This window comes from Longimicrobiales bacterium (genome assembly GCA_028823235.1).
Lineage (GTDB): Bacteria > Gemmatimonadota > Gemmatimonadetes > Longimicrobiales > Gaopeijiaceae > UBA2589.
In genome coordinates, this window is sequence record JAPKBW010000016.1 from 1 (window position 1) to 26,202 (window position 26,202).

General features: G+C 61.7%; 20 protein-coding genes and 1 tRNA gene. 5 read left to right on the forward strand and 16 right to left on the reverse strand.

Going from position 1 to position 26,202, the window contains the following annotated elements; all coding sequences use genetic code 11:
* Positions 1 to 965, forward strand: a 965-nt coding sequence (locus OSA81_10040; GenBank protein MDE0899347.1) for an aminotransferase class V-fold PLP-dependent enzyme, incomplete at its 5' end; no start/stop codon positions are given.
* Here OSA81_10040 and OSA81_10045 read toward each other — a convergent pair.
* From OSA81_10045 to OSA81_10060, 4 genes are all read right to left on the reverse strand, one after another.
* Positions 962 to 2,272, reverse strand: coding sequence for a DEAD/DEAH box helicase (locus OSA81_10045; GenBank protein ID MDE0899348.1), 1,311 nt, complete (start codon positions 2,270 to 2,272; stop codon positions 962 to 964). The genes OSA81_10040 and OSA81_10045 overlap by 4 nt on opposite strands.
* Positions 2,273 to 2,436: 164 nt before the next feature.
* On the reverse strand, positions 2,437 to 3,840 hold the full coding sequence (locus OSA81_10050) for an MATE family efflux transporter (GenBank protein ID MDE0899349.1): 1,404 nt from the start codon (positions 3,838 to 3,840) through the stop codon (positions 2,437 to 2,439).
* Positions 3,841 to 3,941: 101 nt separating this feature from the next.
* On the reverse strand, positions 3,942 to 4,994 hold the full coding sequence (locus tag OSA81_10055; protein MDE0899350.1) for an alcohol dehydrogenase catalytic domain-containing protein: 1,053 nt from the start codon (positions 4,992 to 4,994) through the stop codon (positions 3,942 to 3,944).
* A gap of 21 nt (positions 4,995 to 5,015) precedes the next feature.
* Entirely contained in the window at positions 5,016 to 5,375 is a 360-nt protein-coding gene (locus tag OSA81_10060) for a DUF3127 domain-containing protein (protein ID MDE0899351.1), read from the reverse strand.
* 205 nt (positions 5,376 to 5,580) lie between these two features.
* Between OSA81_10060 and fbaA the strand changes: the two genes are divergently transcribed.
* On the forward strand, positions 5,581 to 6,615 hold the full coding sequence (gene fbaA / locus OSA81_10065; GenBank protein ID MDE0899352.1) for a class II fructose-bisphosphate aldolase: 1,035 nt from the start codon (positions 5,581 to 5,583) through the stop codon (positions 6,613 to 6,615).
* A gap of 149 nt (positions 6,616 to 6,764) precedes the next feature.
* On the opposite strand, the gene OSA81_10070 is transcribed toward fbaA, so the two are convergent.
* On the reverse strand, positions 6,765 to 7,037 hold the full coding sequence (locus OSA81_10070) for an OsmC family protein (protein MDE0899353.1): 273 nt from the start codon (positions 7,035 to 7,037) through the stop codon (positions 6,765 to 6,767).
* Entirely contained in the window at positions 7,038 to 7,232 is a 195-nt protein-coding gene (locus tag OSA81_10075) for a hypothetical protein (GenBank protein MDE0899354.1), read from the reverse strand.
* Positions 7,233 to 7,467: 235 nt separating this feature from the next.
* Between OSA81_10075 and dnaE the strand changes: the two genes are divergently transcribed.
* On the forward strand, positions 7,468 to 10,962 hold the full coding sequence (gene dnaE, locus OSA81_10080) for a DNA polymerase III subunit alpha (protein MDE0899355.1): 3,495 nt from the start codon (positions 7,468 to 7,470) through the stop codon (positions 10,960 to 10,962).
* A gap of 162 nt (positions 10,963 to 11,124) precedes the next feature.
* Here the strand turns inward: dnaE and OSA81_10085 are convergent, their stop codons facing one another.
* The 9 genes from OSA81_10085 to OSA81_10125 form a co-directional block, all read right to left on the reverse strand.
* Positions 11,125 to 13,215 carry a M1 family metallopeptidase gene (locus tag OSA81_10085; GenBank protein ID MDE0899356.1) on the reverse strand — a complete coding sequence of 697 codons (2,091 nt, stop codon included), beginning with the start codon at positions 13,213 to 13,215 and terminating at the stop codon, positions 11,125 to 11,127.
* An 8-nt stretch (positions 13,216 to 13,223) separates the two neighbouring features.
* A complete protein-coding gene (locus OSA81_10090) occupies positions 13,224 to 14,114 on the reverse strand; it encodes an MBL fold metallo-hydrolase (protein ID MDE0899357.1) in 891 nt (296 codons plus the stop codon).
* A gap of 87 nt (positions 14,115 to 14,201) precedes the next feature.
* Positions 14,202 to 15,512, reverse strand: a complete 1,311-nt coding sequence (locus OSA81_10095; GenBank protein ID MDE0899358.1) for a citrate synthase — start codon at positions 15,510 to 15,512, stop codon at positions 14,202 to 14,204.
* 183 nt (positions 15,513 to 15,695) lie between these two features.
* Positions 15,696 to 16,007, reverse strand: coding sequence for a hypothetical protein (locus tag OSA81_10100; protein ID MDE0899359.1), 312 nt, complete (start codon positions 16,005 to 16,007; stop codon positions 15,696 to 15,698).
* A 62-nt stretch (positions 16,008 to 16,069) separates the two neighbouring features.
* Positions 16,070 to 16,152, reverse strand: a tRNA-Leu gene (locus tag OSA81_10105).
* A gap of 148 nt (positions 16,153 to 16,300) precedes the next feature.
* Entirely contained in the window at positions 16,301 to 19,480 is a 3,180-nt protein-coding gene (locus OSA81_10110) for an amidohydrolase family protein (protein MDE0899360.1), read from the reverse strand.
* A 760-nt stretch (positions 19,481 to 20,240) separates the two neighbouring features.
* Positions 20,241 to 20,621, reverse strand: coding sequence for a copper resistance protein CopC (locus OSA81_10115; GenBank protein ID MDE0899361.1), 381 nt, complete (start codon positions 20,619 to 20,621; stop codon positions 20,241 to 20,243).
* A 36-nt stretch (positions 20,622 to 20,657) separates the two neighbouring features.
* Entirely contained in the window at positions 20,658 to 21,362 is a 705-nt protein-coding gene (locus OSA81_10120) for a copper resistance protein B (GenBank protein MDE0899362.1), read from the reverse strand.
* On the reverse strand, positions 21,359 to 23,011 hold the full coding sequence (locus OSA81_10125; GenBank protein ID MDE0899363.1) for a copper resistance system multicopper oxidase: 1,653 nt from the start codon (positions 23,009 to 23,011) through the stop codon (positions 21,359 to 21,361). The genes OSA81_10120 and OSA81_10125 overlap by 4 nt, the downstream gene beginning before the upstream one ends.
* A 169-nt stretch (positions 23,012 to 23,180) precedes the next feature.
* On the opposite strand from OSA81_10125, the gene OSA81_10130 reads away from it, so the two are divergent.
* Positions 23,181 to 23,711, forward strand: coding sequence for a hypothetical protein (locus OSA81_10130; protein ID MDE0899364.1), 531 nt, complete (start codon positions 23,181 to 23,183; stop codon positions 23,709 to 23,711).
* 44 nt (positions 23,712 to 23,755) lie between these two features.
* Positions 23,756 to 24,214: a nuclear transport factor 2 family protein gene (locus tag OSA81_10135; GenBank protein ID MDE0899365.1), complete on the forward strand. Its 459-nt coding sequence runs from the start codon at positions 23,756 to 23,758 to the stop codon at positions 24,212 to 24,214.
* Between the two features lie 498 nt (positions 24,215 to 24,712).
* Here the strand turns inward: OSA81_10135 and OSA81_10140 are convergent, their stop codons facing one another.
* Entirely contained in the window at positions 24,713 to 26,119 is a 1,407-nt protein-coding gene (locus OSA81_10140) for an amidohydrolase family protein (GenBank protein ID MDE0899366.1), read from the reverse strand.
* Between the last annotated feature and the right edge of the window lie 83 nt (positions 26,120 to 26,202).

Below are 26,202 nucleotides of genomic sequence, written 5' to 3' on the forward strand. Positions count from 1 at the left end.
CCCACCACACGGCCCTGGTAACAGCACGCCGCGAGCGACTGCCGGAAGACTTCCGGTCTGGCACGATGTACACATCCGACCAGACGCACCACTCGGTCCGGAAGTCTGCCGTCCTCGCAGGATTTCCTGAAACGAGCGTCCGAGAGATCGCGACGAACGAGCGTCAAGAGATGAAGATCGACGCCCTCAAGGCGCAGATCGCGGAAGATCGGGCCGCGGGACTCACTCCCTTCCTCGTCGTGGGAAGCGCGGGCACGACCAATACCGGTGCCGTTGATCCGCTTATTGACATCGCCGATGTGGCCGAGCGTGAAGGCATGTGGCTCCACGTGGACGGCGCTTACGGGGGATTCTTCGCTATGACGGAGCGGGGTCAGGAAGCCATGAACGGCATCGAACGCGCGGATTCCGTCACGCTTGATCCGCACAAAGGGCTCTTTCTCCCATACGGCACAGGCTGTCTGCTCGTACGCGACGAGGAGTCGCTCCGGCGGGCACATGCCACGTCCGCAGACTACATGCCCGTGATGCAGCACGACGCAGATTTTGTCGACTTCTGTGACCTCTCGCCTGAGCTGTCGCGAGACTTCCGAGGCCTCCGCGCCTGGCTACCGATCAAGATGTTCGGGATCGATGCCTTTCGAGACGCACTCGACGAGAAGCTCGATCTCGCCCGCTGGGCGACCGATCAGCTCCGTACGATCCCCGATTGCGTGATCGTGTCGGAGCCTCGCCTCTCGCTCGTCGGGTTTCGACTCGAACCCGACGGACTGTCCGACACCGCGCTCGACAAACTCAATCGTGACCTCATCGAGCGCGTGAATGCGCGTCGGAACGTCTACCTGACTGGAACTATGGTCGACCGTCGGTTCGCACTCCGGATCTGCGTCCTGTCCGTCCGCACACACATGGACCGGATGGCCTTGTGTCTGGACGACATCCGAGCGGCCATCGCCGAGCTCTAGTCCGGGCGCTTTCCGTAGCGGCGCCGACGGGGACGCGAACTCGTCTCGGCATCACCAGACTTCGCCTCGCCAACCTTCTTTTTCGCGGCCTTTTTGGCAGCGTTCTCACGTGCCTTCGCCCGCGTCGCACGGATCGCCTTAATGCGTTCTCCCCGCGGCACTTCGAGCGGAGCCTCGGCGGTCGCGCCGTACTCGAAGCCCTCGAGTCGGACTCTCTTGATCTTCGATCCAACCGCCTTCTCGATGCGATGGATCTGCCCTTCGTCCTCAGGCGTTACTAGCGTGAATGCCTCACCGAGCGCATCCGCGCGAGCCGTCCGGCCTACGCGATGGATGTAGTCTTCGGGCACAGCTGGCACATCGAAGTTCACGACATGCCCAAGAGCCTCTACATCAATGCCTCGCGCGGCGATATCCGTCGCAACCAGCACTCGAAAATTTCCGGCCTTGAAGCCGGCGAGCGCCTTGGTGCGCTGCGCCTGCGAGCGGTTTCCATGGATTCGATCGGCCAGAATGCCATGGCGATTCAGGACCTTCGCCAGGCGGTCCGCGCGGTGCTTGGTACGCGTGAAGACCAGCGCCTCCTGAATCTGCCCTTTCAGAAACAACTCCGTCAGGAGCGCGCCTTTCAGTGAAGCCGGGACCGGGTACAAGGCCTGCGTAACACCCTTGGCCGGAGCGGCTTTCCGTTGGAGCGCGATCTTGATCGGCTTCCGCAGGATCTGCGCCGTGAGCTTTTCGATCGCTGGCGGCATGGTCGCGCTGAAGAAGAGCGTCTGCTTCGGCGTCGGGATGTGCTTGAGGATCCTCTTGATATCGGGCATGAAGCCCATATCCAGCATGCGATCCGCTTCGTCCAGCACCAGAAATTCGAGTCCCGACAACGCAGCGTATCGGTACTGGAAGTGGTCCAGCAGGCGACCGGGGGTCGCGATGATGAAGTCGGCACCCGTCCGGAAGGCCTTTTCCTGCGGGCCCATGCCTACACCACCATGTACCGCGGCTGCCTTTATACCCGTATGGGGCGCGAGCGCATGGGCATCGGCAAGAATCTGGAGTGCCAGTTCGCGCGTGGGTGCGAGCACGAGCGCCCGAGTGGTCCCCCGCGGCTTGTCCATGAGTTGATGCAGAATGGGCAGGAGGAATGCAGCGGTCTTCCCACTTCCCGTCGCAGCACAGGCGAGAAGATCCCGGCCAGTGAGGGCCTGGGGGATCGCCTGTTCCTGAATGGGGGTTGGGCGTACGAAGCCCAGGTCCTCGACGCCTCTAAGAAGAGTCGGGTGCAAATTAAGTGCAGCAAAAGCCACGATATGTCCGGTTGATGGCGCACAGGGGCCGGCCGGAACATCCGGCTCGATAAGCTGGCGCAGAGTTTGTGCGAGGGCACGCCTCCGGATTCGGAGGCTCTTAGGTGGGATCCCGCAGAGCAGAAGCTAGTGGAAAAGAGGTGACGGGTGTAAGAGGGGCACCGCTAGGCGTGCCCTGGGGCCACCTTCCGCGTTGGATCCGACTTCCACATGAGGTGACGGATCATGAGCCCTGATGTGATCGTCGCCGCGACCCCGCCTGAGAGGATCCCTATCCAGACGCCCTCGATCGACTGATCGAAGATGTTCACCTGAGCATAGGCCATCGGGACGCCGACGAGCAGAACGCGGAGCGTGGTAATGAAAAGCGCCGGGAAGCCATGACCCAGCCCCTGCAGTAGTCGACCCGTGGTCATCCCGATCGCCATCATCGGGTAGACGAAGATCATGAAGCCCAAGTATGTCGTTCCGATGAGGATCGCCTCGGGGTCGTCGGTGAAGATCGGCAGGATCGCACCAGAACTCAGGAACGCGCCGGCTCCGATCACGGTCGCGAGCGTGATGGCCCAGCGGTAGGTATACAGAGACGTGGAGCGCACCAGATCCACTCGACCAGCACCAGCGAACATCCCGACCACCGTGACCGCCGCCCCTGAGAGGCCGAAAATCGGCAGTACGACGATCATGTCCACCTTGGATGCGGCGCCGTAGGCCGCTACTGAGACAGATCCGAAATCGGAGAGCAGAAGATTGTAAAGGATCGTCCCCACTGACATGACGAACATGCTGGCTGCGATGGGGACAGCCAGGCCGAGCAGAGGCTTCAAGACCACGACGCGCGGTGTGAGCGCGGACACCCGCAGCTTCACGAACGCCTCTTTTCGACGCAGGAGCAGAACCGCAAACGAGGATGCCGAGATGACCACGGCAAGAACCGTTGCGTACGCCGCGCCTCTTAGCCCCAAACCAAAACCGAAAATAAACAGCGCATCGAGCCCAATATTCGAGATCGTCGAGACCATCAGTACGATCATGGGCGTCTGCGCATCCCCTTCACCCGTCAGAACCGCTCTCAGCACAGACGAAACGAAGAACAGCGGCATAAAGAGGGCGAGCACCCGGAAATACTCCCAGCCCAGTCGAGCGACATCTCCCTCAGCCCCCAGCAGCGTCAGCATACGGGGGCCCGCAAGCAGGCCTGCGACACCAACCACCAGGCCGAGCAGAAGTCCCGCACTGATCGCAGTTCCGGCAACCGCATCGGCGCTCTCGGCATCCCCTCGACCGACGGCCTGAGCCACCATCGCAGTAACCGCAGTTCCCAGGCCCATCGTCAGGGCCATCACCAGGAAGAACAGTGGAGCAACGAAGGTGGCCGCCGCGAGCGCGTCCGTACCGAGGGTGCCGATGAAGGCCGTGTCCGCAACCACGTACATGGTGTGCACGGTCATGCCTGCGATCATGGGCAGAGCCATGATCCAGAGTGCTCGCCGCGGGTTCCCCAGAAACTCGTCCAAGCGATCTGTGCGACCACCCTTTTCGGGGGTCGCCATGGTCGATTTAGACATGTGGGCACTCGCCGGTAGGCACATTGGGGCGGCCCGCTGGGCAACCATGGTCAAAAGCTAACAGAGGCGAAAAGACCGTTGAGGGTATCTCCCTCTGGTCGCTACGACCCCGGGCTAAGCACGACCTTGTTCCAACCCGGCTCCCGAGCAGCGAAATGCCGATATGCATCAACGCCCTCGGAGAGCGGCAGACGGTGCGAAATGAGCGTCTTGATCAGGTCCTCTTTCCGCGCGGCCAATGCGAGCGAAGCCGGCATATAGTCTCGGGCAGGACAGCGGCCGGCGGCATAGCTGAGGTTCCTGTCGTAGAGCTCACCGGGAGAAAGAGCGAGGTGCTGCTCCGTGTGGACGCCCAGGGCGGCGATTCGGCCTCCAGGGCGAAGGAGATCCGCAGCCGCTCGGGTCGCGGCGGCACTCCCGACCGCTTCGATCGCCGCATCGGCTCCTCGCCCCTGCGTGACGGCCTGCACGATTCCAAGTGGATCATCGGTCTGGAAGTTGACCCCAGTCGCACCAAACGTCGCCGCCGTTTCCAAGCGCGACGCGACGTTATCGACCGCAACTACCTCACGGGCGCCCCGATCGAACGCAGTGAGGATGGCAAGCAGGCCGACCGGACCACATCCCACGACGACAACCATGTCTCCATCGACCACGCCTGAGATATCCGCCCCGAATGAAGCGGTGGAGAGGATATCGCCAGAAAGAAGCGCGACGGCTTCGTCGAGGCCATCAGGCACCGGCACGAGCGTCCCATCAGCATGCGGCACCCGTACATACTCGGCCTGGGCTCCGTGGAGCCCGGACCCGCTCTCTAACCAGCCAAACAACTGACTGTGGTCGCATCGCGCCGTAAGTCCGCTGAGACAATAAAAACACGAGCCACAACTGGTCGTGAAGGGCGCAACTACGCGATCCCCGACGGAGAACGACGTCACTGAAACGCCCACCTCGACGATCTCGCCCAGCAGCTCGTGTCCCATCACGGTGCCGACATCGAGCCCCACCTCGCGACCGAAGTAGGGATGCAGATCCGAGCCACATACTCCTGCGGTGGTCACACGAACGATGACATCGGTATCGTCGACCAACTCAGGATCAGGGACGACCTCATATGAAAGTGATTCGAGATCGTGGAAAGTGATGGCGTGCACGCAGACGCCCCCTTAAGAGTTCTAGAAAGGCAACTCGTCGTCGCTGTCATCACTCGAAGGCTCGGGCCACGGCTCGTCTCCACCGGCCGGCGGGCCTGAACCCTCACCACCGGCCTTCCGCTCGACCCGCCACGCCTTCACATCCGTATACCACTTACCGTTGTACTCGCGGCTCTCGATGTCGATGTGCGCGGTAAGTGTCTCCCCATCCTTCACCCCGAACTCGTCGATCTTGTCACCCCAGACCACAAGGCAGACAGGCTTCGGGTACTGACCAGGGGTCTCGAGGACGAATTCCTGCTTTCGCCAGGTCCCGTTCTTACTCTCGCCTGACTTCTCTTCGAGGATTTGAATGACTTTTCCGGTGATTTCAAGACTCATCGGTTTTTTCTGGAGCTGAGATGGTGTGGTAGAACGCGGGCCGAATGGACCGTTTCATGGATTGCGCACCAAGGCTGTCGAATCAGTGGGGTTCGCGCTAGGTGCACTCTTCGGAAATCCCTATATTGAAGAACAGGTTCTCAAACCCTGCGGCGCTATGGATCGCGCCTCACCTACATCATCTGCCCTCAGCACGCTCAGACCCATGCCCATCGCCACCCCCGCGCAGTTCGCTCAGATGCTCGATTCGGCCCAGGCCGGCGACTACGCCTACCCGGCCATCAACTGCACCTCCATTCTCACGCTCAACGCGGCGATGAAGGGGTTTGCAGACTCGAAATCCGATGGAATTATTCAGTTTTCGACGGGGGCGGGCCAGTTCGCCTCGGGATTGAACCACAAAGACGCGGCGTACGGCTGCATCTTGCTCGCCGAGGCCGCTCATCGGCTCGCCGAGCAGTACGATGTGCTGATCGCCCTGAACACCGACCACTGCCAGCCTGAGAAGGCCGCGGGGTTTCTGAAGCCGCTCATCGAGGCCACCGCGGAGCGGCGCGCCCGGGGTGAAACGAACCTGTTTCAGAACCACATGCTTGATGCGTCGATTCTGCCGCTCGACGAGAATATCGCAATTTCAAAGGAATATCTGAGACTTTGCGCCGAGCAAGAGATCATTCTCGAAGTTGAGGCTGGTGTCGTCGGGGGCGAAGAAGATGGCTCTGCTGGCACGGAGGACATGCCCGAAGACAAGCTGTATACGACTCCGGATGACATGGTCGCGATCTTTGAGGCGCTCCACGAGCTGGGGCGCTTCACCTTCGCGGCCACATTCGGGAACGTGCATGGGCACTACAAGCCCGGCGCCGTCAAGCTTCGACCCCATATCCTCAAGGATGGCCAGGCCGCAGTTACCAGGAAGCACGGCGCCGATGCTCAGATGGACCTGGTGTTCCACGGCGGCTCAGGCAGCCTCCTCGAAGAGATCCGGGAGACGCTCGCGTACGGGGTCATCAAGATGAACGTCGATACCGATGCCCAGTACGCGTTCACCCGGCCCATCGTCGACCACATGCTGACGAACTATGAGGCGGTGCTGAAGGTCGATGGCGAGATCGGCAACAAGAAATTGTACGACCCGCGCTCGTATCTGAAGAAGGGTGAGCAGAGCATGTCAGAGCGCGTGGCTATCGCGTGTGATGACCTATTGAGCGATGGCAAGTCGCTGTTCGGACAGACCTAGAAGCGAGTCGCCGCCAAGGTCGTTGAGGACACAAGTAAATACACAGAAAGGACATGAGAGAATCTTCTCATGCCCTTTCTACATTAAGACAAGTCACCGTACCCGGAGCCCGGCAGCCGATATAGCCGCTCAGTCACCGGTGACTGAGCCTACCCTGCTTGCTCGAGTTCGTACTCCGTCGTGATCTCGATCGCGCTCTTCAGCGTCTTGTAGACCGGACACCGGTCCGCGTGCATCGCATGCACTCGCTCGACCGTCTCCCGATGCTCCTCATCGGCCTTCAGTTTGTATGTGACGTGGATGCGACGGATCACCAGGATACCATCGTCCTTTCCGACCTCTCCACGTACATATCCGCTGAGGTAGCCTTCTCCAGCACTGATCCCGCGCGCCTCCAGCGCGCCTCCGAAGGTTCCGGTCAGTCAGCCGCCGGTCGACGCCATGACATAGTCGAGCGTCGTAGTGATTTCACGGTCGGGATCGGCACCATAGTGCTCCTTGATCGCGCCGTGAACGCCGAACTCGACCGGGCCATCGTGGGCCGGGAGATAGGCGCGTCGGAAAGTTCCTGTGATCCGGTCGATCCGGATGTCGGCCGTGTACACGGTATCTAACATGGGACTCCTCATGAAATGGACGCCGATGGTAAGGCGATTCCACTCCAGCGGAAAGACGAACCAGCGAAAGACCTCAAGATTATTGCATTCCCCAAGTCTTCGGCTTATCTTCGGTGTCCGCGTTCCAGCAGGGAGCGAGGGGCTCGAGTGGCCGCCTTCGGGGTGGCCCAGGCGTGTTCACGGCACGTCCCGGGATCGGATGAGGACGTGATGCGCGGGCCGAAACACCACCACGATGACGATTCCCTACGTCGAGCTGCACTGCCATTCAGGATTCTCTTTCCTGGACGGCGCGTCCCACCCGGAAGAGCTCGTCATGCGGGCCGTCGAGCTGGGCTACCCGGCCCTCGCACTGACTGACCACAATGGCCTGTACGGCTCAATGGAGTTCGCCCAGGCCGCCCGACAGGCGAAACTGCAGCCGATCACCGGCGCCGAAGTCACATTGCGCGAATGCTTTACAGGTGTCGACGAGCCCGAGGGCGGGCATCATGTCACACTGCTCGCTGAAACCCCACAAGGCTACGCGAACCTCTGTCGCCTCCTGACCGAAACGCACATGCACTCGGAGCGGGGTGATGCCCGGCTCCCACTGGAGTCCCTCCTCCGCCTCCCGGAAGGGCTGATTCTCCTCACCGGATGCCTAAAAAGCCCTGTTGCCGCTGCACTCGACTCATCCGTAGCCGACGCGGAGGCGTTCACGAGTAGACTGATCTCAGCGTTCGGACCCGGAAACGTCTTCATGGAGTTGCAGGACAACGCAGTGAAAGGCGACAGAGCCCGAAACAAGGGCCTGGGGCGGCTCGCAGGGCGCATGGGCCTTGGTGTGGTCGCCACGGGGAACGTGCACTACCACCGCCCCGAGCGGCATCGCCTGCAGGACGTGCTCGTTTCGATCCGTAGCCGGGCCACATTAGACGGCGCACACGGCGCCAGAAGGGCCAACCGACTCTTTCACCTCCCCGACGCCTGGGAGATGCACCATCGCTTCCAGAGCCGTCCTGAGGCAGTCACGAACACGCTCCTGATCGCCGAACGGTGCGCACAATTCGATCTGACCGAGGACCTAGGCTACGAATTTCCTGATTTCGCTGGGTCAGAGCGCGGCGGGGGCATCGAATCGCTCGCTGCCATGTGCCTCGGCAAGATCAGCCAGCTCTACGAGCCGGGAAGCGAAGAGGAGCGCGATGCCGAAGAGCGGCTTCACACCGAATTGTGCCTCGTCGACCTGCATGGCCTCGCCGGGTTCTTCCTGGTCTACCGTGACATCATGAAGCTGGCCGGCGAAGTCGCTCGGGAAGTACGCGGAGAGGCGCCCCGGGCCAGTTCCGGGCTGCCGGCCGGACGCGGACGTGGATCATCCGTTTCCTCGATCATCTGCTATCTGATCGGCCTGTCCCATATCGACCCGGTCAAGAACAATCTCTTCCTCGGTCGCTTCCTGAACGAAGCACTGCGCAGCGTCCCGGACATTGATCTCGATTTCCCAAGGGACATAAGAGAAAAGTTGATTTTACGCGTGTATAACAAGTACGGACATGAACATACGGGACTCGTCTGTACTTTCCCAACGTACCGACTGAAGTCTGCAGTGCGTGAGATCGGCAAGGTCCTGGACCTCCCCCTCGGCGAGTTGGAGAAGCTTTCGAAGCTCGCCGAACACCGTTCCGCATCAGGGCTCGCGGACGAGATCGCTTCCCTGCCGGAGTTCAAGGACCGGGCCGATGGCCACCTCTGGAAACTGCTCGGAGAGCTGGCCGAAGACGTGTCCGGACTTCCACGTCACATTTCGCAGCACGTCGGCGGCATGATCATCTCGAGTCGCCCCTTGGTCGAAATCGTCCCACTCGAGCCGGCCGCCTGGGAGGGCCGCGTCCTATGTCAGTGGGACAAGGATTCGTGCGAGGACGCCGGCTTTATCAAAATCGACTTCCTGGCCCTCGGAATGCTGTCCTTGGTCGAGGAAAGCATCGATCTGATTGCCGAGCGGCACGGGGAAGCTCCCGATCTCTCCCGAATCGACTTCGAGGACGAGGTCATTTACGACCGGATCTGCTCCGGGGACACGGTGGGGCTCTTCCAGATCGAAAGTCGGGCTCAGATCCAGATGCTCCGGCGCACGCGACCCCGAAACCTCGACGATCTTTTCGTTCAGGTCGCGATCGTGCGCCCGGGGCCAATCGTCGGCGGCGCGGTGAACCCCTATGTGCGCCGTCGAGAGATGCTGCGCGAGAACCCAGACTACGAGGTCCCCTACCCCCATCCGCTCCTCGAGGAGGCTCTGGGAGAGACGCTGGGGGTGATCATCTTCCAGGATCAGGTCCTAAAGGTCTGTCAGGCCCTCGCGAACTTCTCCGACGGCCAGGCGGAGTCCCTGCGGCGTGCCATGAGCCGGAAACGCTCCAGAGAGGCCCTGACGGCCCACTGGGATGACTTCAGGGAAGGAGCCATGGCCAACGGCATCGACAAGACCACGGCCCGGGAGATCTTCACACAAGTCACCGCGTTCTCGGAATTCGGCTTCCCGAAATCACACGCCGCAGCCTTCGGCCTGCTGGCGTATCAATCGGCCTGGATGCGGCACTACTACCCAATTGAGTTCTATGTGGGGCTGTTCAACAACCAGCCCATGGGCTTCTACTCGCTCGATACTCTAGGCCGAGACGCCCGCAGGAACGGAATCAGAACCCTTCTGCCCGACGTAAACCACAGCGGCGTCGAATGCACGGCCGAGGGTGACGACCTGCGCGTGGGCCTAGGGTTCTTGCGAGGCTGGGGTTCAGAAGTCGCCGAGCGGGTCGTCAACGAACGCCTGAACAATGGTCCGTACCGGTCGATCGTCGAATTCCTGCGACGCACCCCTGCCGCACTCAAGCGTCCTGCCATCGAAAACCTGATCTGGGTCGGTGGATTCGGTGATTTTGGCCTTACCCGACGGGAATTGCTCTGGCAGGCCGGGCTCTGGCTCGGCCCGGAGACAGACGGCGACAGCAGCGGTGGCCGCGAAGACCATGCACAAACCGAACTGGCGCTCGACGACCCCTACGCAGGCATGGCGTTTCCGGACCTTGGGGAGCACGACCAGATGATTGCGGAATACCGCATGCTCCAATTCTCTGCGAACCTGCATCCGCTCACACTGCTACAGCACGCGCTGCCGGAGGAGACTGTCGGTTCAGACCGCCTTCCGCACCTCGAACAGGGCAGTACCGTGCGCGTCGCAGGCTTGGTCACGACACGACAGCGACCGGGAACGGCAAGGGGCTATGTCTTTGTCCTAATAGAAGATGAGTACGGTCCCATCAACGTAATTGTGAAGCCAGACATCTATAAGCGTGACCAATCGTCTGTACGCATGGAGCCGTTCCTCACTGTACGCGGGCGCCTTCAGAAAGACGGTGACACACTCAACGTGATTGCCTTCGAGGTCGAAGCACTGATAGTGCCCGGGACTCCGGTTCGGAGACGAGGTATGTCCAGGTCCTACCCGGACGGTCGCCGGCCGGAAACAGCTGCCGTGCGAGAACTCGCCTCGCCAGATGATGCAGACACCCAGACAGACTCGACCGAGGGCCCCATGGCTCCCACTAGGGACAGCACCTCACTCCACACGTCCCTGCCCGAGCCACTCGAAACGTGGGCGGATCGGGACGAGAAGCCTGTCACCAACCCATACCAGTACCTCACCGCCTTGCGACAGAGCCCGCCAGGCATCAAGAGTTTCGGCTGATGCCAGGCTTGTTATGAATCGACGGCTGGGCTTCACGCTTCTCGCCACGGTGCCTCCCGATCGCACCGCACACTTCGCCATGCTGCAGAAGATCGAAGGTCACGAAAGAGGCGGATCAGACCTGAGGCCCGATCCGCCCATCACAGGTGCGGCAGCGCGGGGTCAGCGCCCCTGGGGCCAGATGTTGTTGCTACGGTCCACGTCAGGGGCTGCTCCAGCTGGATCAATCTCAATCCGACTCACCGCTCCGGCTGTCGAGGCAACGTCGATTTCGTAGCTCGTGTTGCCTGCCAGCCAATGGCTGACGGGAATCTCATGCACGAAGTCCATGCCGTTTCGCGTCCGGATACGGACTGTGGCCGGGAAGACCGCAAGGCTGCGGTCTTCGATCGTCACGATCGCGCCACCTGTCGGCTTGGGCTGCACGGACCCAACCGCGTGGTCCAACGTCCAGGTGTTGTAATAGAACGACGTCCAGAACCAGTCCAGGTCCTCTTCCGCGAATCGCTCGAAGGTATTGAAAAAGTCCCACGGCGCCGGATGCTTGTACGCCCACTCCGAGATGAAGGCCTGGTACGCGGCACGGAAGGTGTCTTCGCCGATCACCGAACGTAGCGCACCAAGCAGCGTTGCAGGCTTCGGATATGACGCGACACCGTAGCCCGGGCCGGGTTCGTAAAAGTCACCATGACGCATCATGCTTTGCTCGAGACCAGCGGCCGCAACCTGAAGGTAAAGAATAGCTTCCACCCTATGGTGATTGACCCCGGGCCAAAGCGCCATCCGACTCTCCTGTTCAAGAAACGACGTCGAGCCTTCGTCGAGCCAGGCGTGCCGCTTCTCGTCCGTTCCCACGATCATCGGCACCCACATGTGGCCGATCTCGTGTGACGTGGTGTTGAAAACGTCCGTCGGCTCCCCACCTTCGTACGGGCCAATGACCGTCATCATCGGGAACTCCATGCCCCCGTCGATGATGTCGGCCCCTTCGACTGAAGTCATGTGGGACCACGGGTATGGAAATCCGGTGTACTCCGAGTGGTGCTCGATTGACTGCTTGCCGTACTCCCACTGCTGTGACCACAGAGGAGCCCGACTTTCTCTCCAGAAGGAGTTGATGAGGATGCGGCGGTCTGCCCCGGGATCCACGTCCGTGGCTTCAGCCGAGACACTTTCCGCTCCCTCCTCGTCTCTCGAGTCGTCCTCGTCGTCCGACATCTCAAGGTCAGATGGGTTCACCCAGGGTTCAGCCAGCGGCCCCACCAGCGCAGAGGTGGCATCCCACTGTTGGACGTTGGACGTCGTCCAGGCAAAGTCCCTGACGTTCTCCGCCGTGAAGTGATACGTCAGCAGCCCTTCGACGCCCTCGGTAGTCACCGTGGCAGCCTCACGCGCAGCCGAGTCTGCAATCGTGACCAGTGTGTCCGCCTCCGCAGCGACAGCGAGAAGGTCCAGAGTCCTCTCCGAGTAGACTTCCTCGGGGTTCTGGAGATCTCCGGTCGCCATCACCGTCCAACCGGCGGGCACCGTCAATTCGACGTTGTAGTCCCCGAACTCATCGTAGAACTCTGCATTTCCGAGGTATGGCTGGGCGCTCCAGCCGCGGAGGTTGTCGAACATCCCGATTTTCGGGAACCAGTACCCGACGAAATAGACCTCATTGTCTGAGTGACCCATGCGGCCCGCGCCCTTTTGGGGAAGCGTGACCTCCCAGTCGATATCGAGCTGGAGGGTGTCGCCACGCTCGAGTCGGATCGACGGGCGCACCTGCATAAGCGTGCCATCGACTTCCCAACCCGGACCGGCTGCGAGTGGTCCCTCGCTCAGTTCTTCCCCGTCCGCGGCCAAGCGCGTAATCGTTACGCCACCCGTAATCTCTTGAGACGCGTATCGGGGTGACCCTTCCTTGTGGATGTTCTGGTGCAGGTGAACAAACACAGAGGCAAGATTGGCCGGCGCATCATGAAAATAGAGGATCTGGGCGGTCCCCTGGAGCTTCGCCGTCTCCGGGTCCAGAGTCGCGCGGATGTCGTAGCCAACCCACTGCTGCCAGTAGCCAGAGCCCGGTGATCCGTCCTCGGTACGCCAGGCGCGCTCCATGGCACGCTCGAACTCGCCGGGCGGCACGGTGGCAGACGGAACCGGCCTGGTTTCCCTTTCCTGGGCCGAAAGAGCCGATCCCGGGTCACCCACGACAAGCGATGCGAGAAGCACAGCCGCCACAACCCATCTATCTATTGCTGATTCCATCATCGATCCCCTCAGGGATTGCGTTTCGCGTAAAAGGCGACGCCTGCCCAGTCCGTCGCAGCCGGGAACATGTCGAAGTAGCGGTTCACCCCCTCTTCGCCCATGAATGGCGCCAATTCGGTGCGCACCTCGGTCTCGAACCGGGCCGCATCCTCCACTTCCTCGTCGATCCCGACCGCAATCGCAGCCCGCACACGAGCTTCTAGTGCGTCCAATCGTTCTGCGAGCTGCTGACGACGCGCCTCCACTTCTCCATGAATCCCGAAGTGGGTCGCACCGAAGCGTTCCGGCCCGATCTGTCCGATCTCTTCCAAAGTACGAGCCCAGTCCAGGAGATTTACCGCGGGCGGAGGTGTTGGTGGATGCTGCGGCCCGCCGCCGAGCACGATTCCCATGGAGTCACCGGAAAACAGCGTCCCGTCCGACTCGTCAAGCCACGAAATATGGTGTGATATGTGTCCGGGTGTGGATATGGGACGAAGCCCGCCCCACGGGCCAGCCTCCCCGGGCCGCCATGCCCTGATCCGATTCACCTCCACTGGCTTCACATCACCCCACAGTGTGTCGTGTAGCTCCCCAAACGTCCGCCTCGTGCTCGATACGAGCCGATCCGGATCCACCATATGTGACGCCCCATCTTCATGAACGTGCACAACCGCATTGGGGAAATGATCCAGGAGGAACCCCGTGCTACCGGCGTGATCCAGGTGAATGTGGGTCAGTAGGACGTGTCGAAGCTCTCCACCCGTGATCCCATACTGCGAGAGCGACTCGAGGAGGCCCTCAAGCGTGGTCGTTGGGCCAGGATCGATAATCGTTGGCTCAATGCCGTCCACGACGTAGCAGCAGATCGCACCCGGGAGATCGAGATGCTCGAGGTCGACACAGATGTGATCGTTCATAAACACTCCATAGGGTCAACGAAAAGGGGCGTCCGCATCGCGGACGCCCCTCCTTTCAAACTATGCCGCTTCGTCGGCAATCCGGCTTCAGCCGCGATCACTCATCGGAACGAAATTACGCTCGTCCGAGCCAGTGAACACCTGGCGGGGCCGGGCAATCCGTAGCTCTGGATCCTCCAGCATCTCCTGCCACTGAGCGAGCCAGCCGACGGTCCGCGGGATGGCGAACAAAACCGGAAACATCTCTACCGGGAAACCCATCGCCTGATAGATCAGGCCCGAGTAGAAGTCGACGTTCGGGTAGAGGTTCCGCTCAACAAAGAAGTCCTCGTTCAGCGCAATCCTCTCGAGCTCCAAGGCGATGTCGAGGAGCGGGTTGCGTCCCGTGACATTGAAGACCTCGTCCGCAGTCCGCTTGATGATCGCGGCGCGAGGATCGTAGGCCTTGTAGACACGGTGCCCAAAGCCCATCAGGCGCTCTTCCCGCTTCTTCACGCCTTCCATGAACGCCGGGATGTTATCAACGCTCCCGATGCGCGTCAGCATGCGGAGCACCGCCTCGTTCGCCCCGCCATGCAACGGGCCGTACAAAGCCCCCATCGCTCCGGCCATCGCCGAATACGGGTCGGAGTTCGCAGAACCGATCACACGCATTGCGGTAGCCGAGCAGTTCTGCTCGTGATCTGCGTGCAGAATGAACAGGATGTCGAGTGCTCGCTCGAGCACTGGGTTCGGCTCGTATTCCCGCGAGCCAATCCGGAACAGCATGTTCCGGAAGTTGGCGGTGTAGTCGAGCTCGTTATCAGGATAGACGTACGGGAGTCCCCGATGATGACGATACGCATAGGCCGAAAGCGTCGGCATCTTCGCGATGAGGCGGATGATCTGCTGCGAACGGGCAGCAGAGTTCTCGATGTCCTTAGCCTCAGGGTAGAACGACGAGAGCGCTGCAACGCCGCTCATGACCATGCCCATGGCATGCGCATCGTAGCGGAAGCCGGAGAAGAGCTCGGTGATGTTCTCGTGCACGTAGGTGTGGAACGTGACCTCGTGGACGAAGTCGTCCAGCTCCGACTGGGCAGGCAGTTCGCCTTTCAACAGGAGGTACGCCACCTCGAGGTGGGTGCTGTGCTCCGCAAGCTGATCGATCGGATACCCGCGGTACCGCAGAATACCCTTGCCACCATCGATGAACGTGACAGAACTCTTGGTCGACGCGGTATTCGTGAAGCCAGGATCGTAGGCCATCATCCCGAAATCGTCGTCGTTGACCTTGATCTGACGCAGGTCCATCGCCCGGATGATGTCGCCACTGTGAATGTCGACCTCGTAGTTCTTTCCAGTCCGGTTATCGCGGATGGAGAGGGTATTCTGCCCCTCGCTCCCGTTCTCTCCCATTTTCTCTCCATTTCGGCCGGATCGCATAGCGGGGCGAGCCAGCTTATGCCTATGCTGAACAGCATTTAATTATATCGGTAGTAAGGGCTCGTGCGAAGATGTCAATTCAGTCTTTCACCCGCACAACCGGAGTGGGCACGCGATCGCTACCGGGTCCACACCAGAATTACGCCGCATTCATTCTCATACGGGGTGCCTTGGTAGCGCATCGGTGCCTGGAACGGACCCCAGCACACCTCGATTGCCTCGACAATGTCGATCGGCAAGATGTCCTCCAGCCCGAAGCCCGCGCCCTGAAGCCCATTGAGCAGATGCGACCCGTTCTCCTGACTCGGAGATGAGCGTTACCGTCGCAAGCGATATCGCCTCGTCCATAACGACGTCGAAGACCAATCCGCGGACAGATTGCGCCGACGCGTGTTCCGGCACGGTCGTCTCAACGACAAACAACAGCGAGCAAAATACCAGCAGCGAGCAGTCGATGAGTCGTAGCATCTGAGCCCAGATCGGGGCTGCCGTACCGTCCGGGCTTCATGCCAGACGTACGGCTCCAAGAGTGCCGGGGGCGGGAGTCGAACCCGCACATCCCAAGGGATAGCGGCTTTTGAGGCCGCCGCGTCTACCGTTCCGCCACCCCGGCAAAGGGCTCAAGCGAGTGCATTATCGCTAACCTCGCGGTTGGCGTCGAGGCGTCGAGCAACTAATCGGGCGACACTCGAACTCGTCTCCCAGCAGCTTAACCGGCCGTACTCTCTGGAAAAGCCACCGCCTCGTTAGCCGTCGTGTCCCTAGCGTGCGCCGATCCACCGAGACTCCGGCGGCGGTCCGAAGTCGACGTACTTGAAGGGACGCAGTGGCTCTTCCCTCGGCCAGATCATGTCCAGCGTGTCCCCGTTGTACAGCTCGCCGCCCTTCATGACATAGCGTATCGATGCGGTGTTCCTGATGTCCTCGAGAGGGTGCCCGTCGAGCACCACTAGGTCCGCCACCTTGCCGACCTCTAGACTCCCGAAGTCGGCCGCCATTCCCATGCCCGTCGCGACGTTGATGGTCGCTGCCCGCAACGCTTCGTGCGGTGTCATCCCGGTCATCTCCAGCATCCAGAGCTCCCAGTGCACCGCTAGGCCGTGGACCTGGCCGTGCCCCCCCGCGGCAACCAAGCCGCCGGCTCTACCGATCGCGGCCGCACCTGCCCCACCCTTCAGGAAATAGTACTCGTCGAGTTCGAAGCGCTGACTCGTCCGCGACTTGTGGTCGAGAGCTGCGTGCGTCAGGAAGTGGGCGAGCTTTTGGTTGGAGTGCACGTCCGTGGTCTGATACCAGTACAGCTCACCTTGGTACGTGCTGGGCGACGCGACGACGAGGGTCGGCGTGTACATCGTCCCGGACCGGGCATAGAGCTGCACGACATCGTCGTACACGTTGACCAGATCGGTGGGAGCGTGTTCGACGGCCGTGTATCCGTCGAGAATCATAGCCACCTGACGCATCATGCCACCGCCCTCAGCCGTCGAATTGATCCCAAGCTCGTCTCCCGCCCTGAGCATCCACTGGATCTGGCGCCGCTGGGGCTGCATGTACTGCTTCGTGGAAAACGAACCACGATCGACGTAACGCTTCACGCCCGCGAAGGCGTCTGCGTAGTTGTCGATCTTAATCGCCCCCGATGTCTGTGATGGCCCTGTCATGAAGATTCTTGGGCCAAGCATACGGCCGGCCGCGATCAGCTCGCGGTAGTGGAACTGATCCGTGGAGGCGTTGACGTCGCGCGCCATGGTCACGCCGAAGGCCAGGTTCACAAGTGGCTCGGGCGCGATCTCGACAAGCACGTCCCGCGGCATACCTCGGATATGCGCGTGCGCGTCGATGAGTCCCGGGATGATGGTCTTGCCCGCCACGTCGATGACGCGTGCCCCATCGGGGATCTGGACCGCGCTCGAGGCCCCGATCGCGCGGATCCGATTCTCGGTCACGACGATCGTCGCATTCTCGAGCACTTCGTCGCCATTCATCGTCACGACGGTCGCCCCGGTCAGCGCGACCGAGCCCTCCGGCTTCGTCATGGGGACGACCAGACGGATCGGGACGGCCTCCGCGAGCCGGTCGAGGCCCTCTTCCGCCGCATCAGGGCCAAACACCTCGTCGAGCTCAAGGTGCGAGAAGACGTTAGCGAACACCCAACTGAGTCCCGCGCCGCCATCAGCCCACCGCAGATCCTGCCCCCCGTCGCGCGTCACTCTTTGGAACGGTCCAGGTCCCGAGTTCTGGCTCAGCGTCACCGTCTCGAGCGAAGGCGGGAGTGCCGCCACGTACACCTCTTCGCGCAGCGTGAAGGCCAGCCACTTCCCATCTGGCGATGGGACCATCTCGACGGCCCCCTCCACCGTCGCGACCTCACGCTGCTGGCTACCATCGAGGCGGACGGAGACGAGCGTCCCGTTCTCGGCATAGGTGATCCGAGAGCCGTCGGCGGTGAACGTGAGCACGTTGTCCGAAGGCGCCGAAACGACGGACTGCGCGTCGCCTCCGGTGCTCGGGATCCACTCGATGAACCCGCGATTATTCGTGTTCCTGTTACGGATGACCGCAGGATCCTCCCGGACGTAGACGATCTTGTCGCCGGCCGCCGACCAGGCCGGGTTCGCGTAGTACGCCGGGTGCGTCGTCAACCGCTGTGGCTCTCCGCCCCGGGTCGGGACTCGCCACACATGCCCGCCGTCCGACGCGTGCCAGCTCACAAAGGCGACACTGGATCCGTCCGGCGAAAACGTAGGCTGATACTGCCCGCCTGCGCCCTCAATAAGGGGCCTTGGCTCGCCGTTCGGCAGATCCATGATCCACAACTGATTGAGCGAGCCAAAGACCAGTGTCGAGCCGTCGGGACCCATCTCGCCATAGCGGACGTTTCGCACGACGAGCGAGTCCTCCTCAAACGGCATCTCATGATAGATCAGCGGCCCAAGTTGTTGTTCAACCGACGCCGTGAACGAGATCTCCCGGACGCCTTTCGTGCGGATGTCGACTTCGTGGAAGGTTCCGTCCTTCACGAACACGACCGCGTTCCCATCGCGTGTGAAGGTGAATCGCGTGCGCTGGTTCAGGTGTTCGTGATCGATCGGGAAGGCCAGCCACTCGTCTTCGTCCGTGACGAGGTTGCGGATCCGGAGCCCGCTCATGGCATCAATGTCGGCCACGTAGACCATTCGCTCCCCGTCCGGCGAGATCGCCGGGCGAGCGGCGCCGGAAGGCACCCGCGTGATCGCCGCTATGTCCCCGGTATGCCGGTCCAGTCGCATGATCTGCGCTGGCTGCGGAAGGCTGTTTCCGCGAAGCGATGTCGCACCGGAGCTTGCCGTCCCACGGAAGTAGACGTAGCGACCGTTCGGTCCCCACCGAAAACCGAGTCCCTCGGCCTCTCCATCCAGCTCCATCCCGCTCCCGCCGCTCAAGTGGATCAGCCAGGGCTTTCGGCCGGTGTTGGGGCTCCCCGACTCGTTCTTGCGGACCATCACGTACTCGCCGTCCTGCGACCATTCGGGATCGTCGAACTGGAAGTCACCACGTTCGGTGGTGACCGAATTCGGGTTCGAACCGTCCGCTTCGATCATCCAGAGATTTTCGTTTCCGCTCCGGTCGCTCACGAACAAGATGCGACTCCCGTCGGGCGAGAAAACCGGCTGCAGATCCAACGCTGGACCCCTGGTGAGCTGCGTAGCAGGTCCCCCGTTCCGCCGCACGGTGTACAGGTCACCCAACAGATCGAAGAGGATCGTCTCGCCGTCGGGCGAGACGTCCACGTTCATCTGCGATCCCTGACTCGTCTCGAAAGAAACGGTGCGACTGGGTGTGATGCAGAGACTGTCGCAGGCACCGCCCGCTTCGGGCTCAACCTGCTCCTGTGCCCCGGCGCCGGCGACGGCGAGCACGACACAAAGTGATGCGGTCACCAGATGGCGATAGCGGACCATGATACAGCTCCTTTGCGATCGATACGTTTATCGGTCCGAAGGTATGCACGTCGCACGCGGCTGGCATGCTCCCCGGCTACTGCTCCACTGGGTCAAGTCATCGTCAGACGATGGTGTCGGGTGAGTGTGCGAATGGGAAGCCGACGTTTTGTGCGCTGTCTTTGAGGTCTGCGGAGGTGATTGGGGAGGAGTTCCGACACGGGACAAACCAGGACGAGGTTCATTCCCTTGTGATACTCACGCTTCCGATCGTGACCACCCGCGTCACCGGGCTGGGTCACCGAGTTGGTCCTCCTCAGCGCGGCCGTCGTACCACACCGATCCGCAGCACAGAGCTATGACGGTGTTATCCGCGGTGTCGGATACGTCTCCCAAAAAGAAACCCCGTCTTGCCACGACATCTCGTGGAGGCGCACGGAGGCAAGGGACTCGCCCAGAATCGGCCTGAAAGCGGCGCTCGATTCACGGTCCGACGACCTACACCTGACACCTCTGGAGCACCATGGCCATGAAAACGCATACGATGGTCAGGCCTTGTCGAGGAACCCACAACGGCTCTGGCCTAGCCCCTACGAGGTCAATAAGCGGGTGCCAGGAATTCGACGAAGTTCGTTTCGTCATGGAAGCCGTAAACGTCGGAATGGAGGCCGGCGGCTGCGACCGCCACGATTCTCATGTCCGTCCTGTAGCTTGACGGCGACAAGTCGGTGGAAAAAGACCCAGCCGTTCAGTGCACTGAACGCGGCCCCCGAGGGATTCGCTATCTATCCACAACGGTGAACTCGAAAGTGTCTCGAACCACGTGACCGTCAGCCCCCATACCCCTCCATGAGACGTTGTACGTACCCGGGGAGAGTTCGCCATGGAGTTGGATAAAGAACGACTGTCCGTCCTCCTCGTCCTGTACAGCGTCCATGACGTGAACTCCGGCGTCCTCCGCTTCTACTAAGCGGATCTGGGTCGTCCCCTCTGCAGGTTCTTCGGTGAACCAGAGACGAATCTCGGACGGCGTCTCGACGGATGAGCCCGCCGCGGGCGCGGAGCGACTCAGTGCGAAATGCTGCACCTCCGCCGGTGAAGCTGCAGCGAGGCCGCCAATAATCAGCATGGAAAGGGCGGCAGCTTTGATGGTGTGGGTCATGTTCAAAGGTCCTCTCTTGGTAATTATTATGAAATGTCAGTAGATGAGCCGGAGGCCGGCGCCGAGCCTGAAGCGGCCGGCCTCGACTGCTCCGGGAAGGAGCGTGCGAGGTTGAGCCTCGTCGACCCACGTCAGGTCCACATAAGGCGCGAACTTCCTACGGATCTCGTATCGCGTACGGATACCGAGTTCGATCGTCCGAAAGCCGGCGTCCAGGTCGAGGGTGTCGTCACCCGTGATGAGCCAATCGGCCTCTCCCCCTAACGTGAGCACCGCGCGTTGAGTCAGGAACAGATCCGTTTCTGCTTCTAAACGGAGGCTAGGATCGCCGTCGTAGCTGACAAAACCAAACAGGCTCACTTCGAACCAATAGGGGGCGAGCCCCATGACACCGACCGTGAGATACCCCTGCGAAGCGGGCAGGACTTCGTGCCGATATCCCACAACCAGGTCCCAGAAACGGCGAACGTAGCGTCCGTAGAGCAGCATCGCCTCGGCGCCCTCGAGCTCTCGGTCGAGACCTTCACCCTCAGTACTCCACCATACGCGATCGAAATCGGTGCCTATCCAACCGGTGGCGTGCCATCGACCCACGACGAAGTCGCTGCTTGTCGCAACATCAACGTCGAGGAGCGAATAGTGGAAGACCGCGTTGTCCGACTCCTGTGCCGCGGCACCGGTAGGGCCCATCGGTGCGAGGAGGAGGGACACCAGGACCACGAGGCCGGCAGCAGTCTTCACGCGGACTCCGTCGTCACGGCGGGGGCCACCTCGAAACGGGCAAACATTCCAGTCATCATGTGAAAAAGCAGATGGCAATGAAACGCCCAAGCCCCCGGCTCTTCAAACGTGAGATGAGCCTCGACCGTCTCGTTGGGCGGCACGCTCACGGTGTGCTTGCGCGGTGCGAACGCCGGATGAGCACCGTTCTGCAGCTCCATGAACACACCATGGAGATGCATGGGATGCTCCATCATCGTCTCGTTGGTCATGACCAGCCGGACCCGCTCACCGACGGTCAGGCGAATGGGTTCGGACTGCGACATCTTTTTGTCGTTAATGGTCCAGAAGTAGCGCTCCATGTCCCCGGTGAGGCGCAGGACGACGTCTCGCGTCGGTTCGCGGGTATCGCGGTTCGGCTCGAGCGCCTGGAGGTCGGCGTACGCGAGTCGCTTCAGGCTCATAGCGCCCGGAGCATGCCCCATCGCGGCATGGTCCATCTCGTCCATTGCGCCGCCCTCCATGCCCATCTCCGACATGTCGTGACCGTCCATCACCATCATGCCCATCGTCCGGAGCGGTCGAGGATCCAGATCCGGAATCTCTGCCGCCATGCCTTCGGACTCGGAGAGTGTGCCCCGGGCAAAGCCTGAACGATCCATCGATTGGGCGAAGATCGTGTACGAGCGTCCGCTCTCGGGCTCCACGATGACGTCATACGTCTCCGCGACCGCGATGCGAAATTCGTCGATCGCTATCGGCTCGACGTCCTGTCCGTCGGCCTGCACCACCGTCATGCGAAGCCCCGGTATCTTCACATCGAAGAACGACATGGCCGCCGCATTGATGAATCGGAGACGGACCCGCTCACCGGGCTCGAAAAGGCCCGTCCAGTTGGCGTCAGCCGAGGCCCCGTTCAACAAATAGTCGTAGGTGGCGCCTGTGACGTCCGCGATATCTGTGGGATCCATGCGCATCCGGCCCCACATCGTCCGGTCCCGGATGGTGGCGCCGGCGTCGTCGAAGAGACCCTCGACGAACTGAGGCAACGTGCGCTTCCCGTAGTTGTAGTAAGCCCCGTTGCCCTTGAGGTTGCGGAGCACTGTCATGGGATCTTCGTCGGTCCAGTCCGAGAGCACGACCACGTGTTCGCGGTCGTAGGACACGGGATCCGTTCCTCGGGGATCGATGACGAGGGGCGCATACATGCCCTCCTGCTCCTGCGTCCCAGAATGGCTATGGTACCAGTAGGTACCCGCCTGACGCACCTCGAAGCGGTAGGTGCGCGTCTCGCCCGGACTGATGCCCTCGAAGCTGAATCCCGGCACCCCGTCCTGATCAGCCGGCACCAGCAGCCCATGCCAGTGCAACGATGTATCCTCGTCCAAGTGATTCGTCACCCGAAGGACCGCTTCTTGCCCCTCCTTCAGGCGAAGAAGCGGACCGGGCACGGACCCGTTGATCGTGGGTGCATGACTCGAGCGATCGTCGACACGAAAACCCGACCTGTCGATCACCAGGTCGTATTCGACAGGTCGCGACTCCGTCCCGCCCTCGCTGGCCACTGCTGCGAAGAGCGTCGGGGGGCGCAGACCAAGGCTACCGCCGATGGTCAATCCGGTGGCGACACGCAAGAAATCGCGCCGTGGGAGGGAGAGTTCGTGGCTCATGGTCCGGAGCTGGGTCCGTCTGGACGGGAGGCGAGGCGAGAACTTCGACAAAGAAAAATGGAGAGGATGAGATGAAATCGATGTGAAGCCACCGTGAAGATATCTTCATTAACGCTTCATGCGGCCCAACACTCGACCGCGAGTCTCTCGAACGCATCCGGTTCTGGGGATGTGTGCCACCGTCCCGATCGTGGGCTGGATTCTATCCTCCTTCGTGTTGCACGGTGTCGGACTGGCGTTCCCGAATGGACTCCAAGGCGTGTACGACCTGGCACCTTACCGCACCACTGCGGTCGCGGTCGAAGACCCACAACTCCTTGCCCAGAACGAGGTGCGCGCGACGCTCGCCATGGAAGGGACGGACCGGCGGTACTGGCTTCGACTCGAGGCCTTCGGGTCTCGTGCCGTCTATGTGGTGAAACCCGGCCCATCTGATCTCGAACGGGCTTACGACGCCCGTTCAGGTGTACGCCTCGACCCGCTGTCCGATGAGATCCCACAAGAAATCGCGGACGAGCAGCTGACCGGCACGTACGTAGCGGATATCGAGGAGGGCGATGAGTTCAGTTGGTACTACGCGCTCGACCGCGTGCCTGCCATCGCCGTGACCATGCTAGGAGATCAGCCTTCCGAGCTGATATTCTCAAGAGCCTCAGGTAGAGTTCCTCCGTCGAACAGACCCGATGGCCGCTACCAGTAGAAGATCCCAACATTGCAGCAACCACCTGACAGAAGGAGCGAACCGTGAAGATCGAGCACTACACCCATCTGGCGCTGGCCGTCGCCATCGGGTTGGGCCTCTCCCCGCACGCTGCGGAAGCACAGGACGCAGAAGCCGCCGTGATCGGAGTGGTCGACACGTACCATGTCGCTTTGGCCAGCGGCGACTCCACAACGGCGCTGGAACTCTTGGCGGACGACGTCACGATTCTCGAGAGTGGCGGTGTTGAGGACAAGGAGCACTACCGCAGCGGACATCTGTCCGGCGACATGAGGTTCGCTCAGGCAGTACCGAGAGAGCGAGGCAAGATCACGGTCCAGGTGATCGGCGACGTCGCGTGGGCTTGGTCGACCAACACCGCCCAGGGACGCATGGGGGAGCGAGACGTGAATTCGCAGGGGGCGGAGCTCGTCGTCTTAGCCCGGGGCGATAACGGCTGGAAGATCAAGGCGATCCACTGGTCCTCGCGGCAGCTGCGGTAGGGACCAACCCGAGGAGGGCCAATCCAATGCGACCCCGAGATCGTGGCCGCCGGAATCCGCATTCCGTGGGACAGCGCATTCCAAGGCCAGAACCGCAGAATCGCATCCGGCTGTTGAACGGGAGCATTCCCAGAGTGTCCAACTGTGTCGAAAATTGCGGCATTTCCCACCGACGCCCACCGACGCCGGACACTCCCCCCCAACGCAGGTGCACTGGCGTGCGATCAAGGAATCTCCGGTAACGTTCGGATAACGAAACTCGGGTCTGCGCAGGGCCGGCCCAAAGTCACGTAGCGCCCGAATCCCCAGAAACGGCCACTTGGTGAGCTGTACGCGGCCCTCTCCCGAGACTTTTGAGACCGCCGCGCCTACTCTTCCGCCACTTCCGCAAATGGTCGGAGCGAGTGGGTTATCGCTGACTTCGCGGTTGGCTGCGAGGCCCCGGGTAACGAATTGGGTAACGTTTCCGTAACAACGGGCAGCTGCGAGCGTCCTCCCCTACCTCACCAAGGCGTCCAGGGCGGCGCGGTTCAGAAGCTGCCCCTTTGTCACCACGGCCTGCACGCTGCGGGTCAGAGTGATGTCATCCAGCGGATTGCCCGAAAGAAGAACGAGATCGGCGAGTCGCCCCGGCTCGATCGTCCCCATCTCACCCTCCAGTCCGAAGAACTCGGCTGGACGCAGGGTCGCTGCCCGCAGAGCCTCCATCGGCGACAGGCCCGCACGCACAAGCATCTCCAATTCGCTATGGAGGCTGTAACCCGGTGCGGCAAATCCGATTGGCGTATCCGTGCCCGCCCCGATGGGAACGCCGGACTCATGCATCAGATTGACCAAGAACATGCTCCAATCTGGGTATGTCGTGTCCGTGCTGCGCCCGCCCATCGAGCCATCCATGGCGCCCCACTCAGCGGCCGCGTCCTCGGGCAGTTTCGCGAGGACTTCGCTCCAGCCGGCCCGCGCGAACGGAGGCTGCAACGCCAGCGCGTTCAGCCGAAGCGTGGGGACCTGGATGGTGGACGTCATCGAGGCCAACACTTCCCGGCAACCCGCCTCGTCGTAGGCCTCAATCGAAGGAATACGATATGCCCTGTGCAGCTGCGAGCGGAGCGTGCCCCCTGGGACTCCTTCAGGGTTGGCCAAGACCAGGCGTCGCTCGGCCACCGTCGCGCCCGGGTTCGCGATGCAGTCCATCTCGATGTTTCGAAGATGCTCAAGCGACTGCACATGGGGACCCACGTCTCTCGCCTGCATGGAGAGCGGCACGTGGCCATCCATGGGAAGGCCACGCGCCTGCGCCTCCTCCACGAGGACCGCGAACACCTCGGGAGACACCATCTCGTAGATCTTCACGAAGTCGACTCCGGCCTCGTCGAGGCGAGCCATATTCGCCCGCGCCGTCGCCTCATCAGGGTTTCCGATGCCGAGGAGGGGCATGTTGTCGCCGTCATAGACGACATGCTCGCCATCGAGCAGCGGGCCTGCGAAGAACACACGAGGGGCTACCGCACCCTCCCGACGAATCGACTCGACGGCAGGGAGAACAAGCCCCAGCGGGCCACCCGTATCGCGAATGCTGGTGATGCCGTGGTTGAGGAAGAGACCGGGCATCGCCTCCGTGAAACGCGGGTCGTACGCGAGGTGCACATGGAAGTCCCACAGCCCCGGGATCAGGTATTGTCCACTTCCGTCTAGGACCTCGACGGCATCCACCGCTTCGCTCGCGGGCTGGACAGCGTCGATCCGACCGTCACGCACGAGGACCGTCTGCGCTTCGCGGACGCCGTTCACCGCATCGATGACGGTGACGTTCTGGATCGCCAGATCGGCAGAGGGCTCGCTGGGCGCGCAGGAGGCCAGGACGAACGTGGCGGCGAGGGGCAGAAAGAGGTGGATCTTGGACATGGGCCGGGCGGTTCAGGGGACCAGACCGGGGCAACCTACGCCACCGATCGGCCAACTGCCAAAAGCGGTTGGCTATGGTCCCG